The organism is Intrasporangium chromatireducens Q5-1, from assembly GCF_000576575.1.
In the GTDB taxonomy this organism is placed as follows: domain Bacteria; phylum Actinomycetota; class Actinomycetes; order Actinomycetales; family Dermatophilaceae; genus Intrasporangium_A; species Intrasporangium_A chromatireducens.
The window spans coordinates 1-731 of sequence record NZ_AWQS01000553.1; the positions used below are offsets into that span (position 1 = coordinate 1).

At 73.6% G+C, this 731-nt stretch carries 1 protein-coding gene and 1 pseudogene; one reads left to right on the forward strand and one right to left on the reverse strand.

The genetic code is table 11. The features are described from left to right. Window positions 1-399, reverse strand: a pseudogene (locus tag N864_RS22835) (hypothetical protein); the annotation flags it as partial. A gap of 1 nt (window position 400) precedes the next feature. Between N864_RS22835 and N864_RS22840 the strand changes: the two are divergent. Beyond that, complete coding sequence (locus tag N864_RS22840; protein WP_155893083.1) at window positions 401-604, forward strand: hypothetical protein; 204 nt, start codon at window positions 401-403, stop codon at window positions 602-604. The last annotated feature ends 127 nt before the right edge of the window (window positions 605-731 follow it).

A 731-nucleotide genomic window follows, 5' to 3' on the forward strand; every position in this document is an offset into this window, starting at 1 on the left:
CGCCGGCCCCTCAGGTGCTGCCGCGGGTGGCCCGATCGGGACGGGCGCTGCGGGACGCGGCCCCGGCGTCTCTGCCGGTGGGACCGGCTCCACAACCCCAGGGTCGGCCGGTGCGCCCGGCCAGTCGTCGACCAGCCCGCCGGCCGCGGGCGCCGCGGGCTCGGGCGGAGGCGCAAGCGGATCCTCGTCGCCGACCTCTCCGTCGCGCCCGGGCTCGTCCAGCTCCTCCGCCACCTCGCCAACCCAGCCGCCGTCGCCCTCGAGCACGAGCGGCCCCGCGCCGTCGCCGACGAGCACGACGACCCGACCAGTGCGGCACCCGGCCGTCATCGGGTTGGTCAATGCCGACGGCACGGCATGGGTGCAGATCCCGGGTGCCACTGTGGGGCTGCGTGTCACGGTGGGCAACCTCTCGGGAACGGGCACGCTCACCGCGACCAACACCGCCTGGAGCTGCACGGGCAGCGGCACTGCCCAGCTCGCCTGCACGGTGAAGAGTGAGGGTCGGCTGAAGCTGCGCCAGGGCGGTCTCACGAGCGCGCAACCCCTCGTCGTCCGGTTCCCGGCCCTCCTGGGTGCGGCCGTCGTCATCCCGGTCGGCTAGGGCGTGTCTGCTAACTATTCGGGCTCGGGTCCGGAATGGTGGCCGTCGTGCTTCGTGATGGTGTGATCAGTGACGAGTTGTGGGACGTTCTCGAGCCGGTGATGCCGCAGGACGCGGGGCGTCCTGG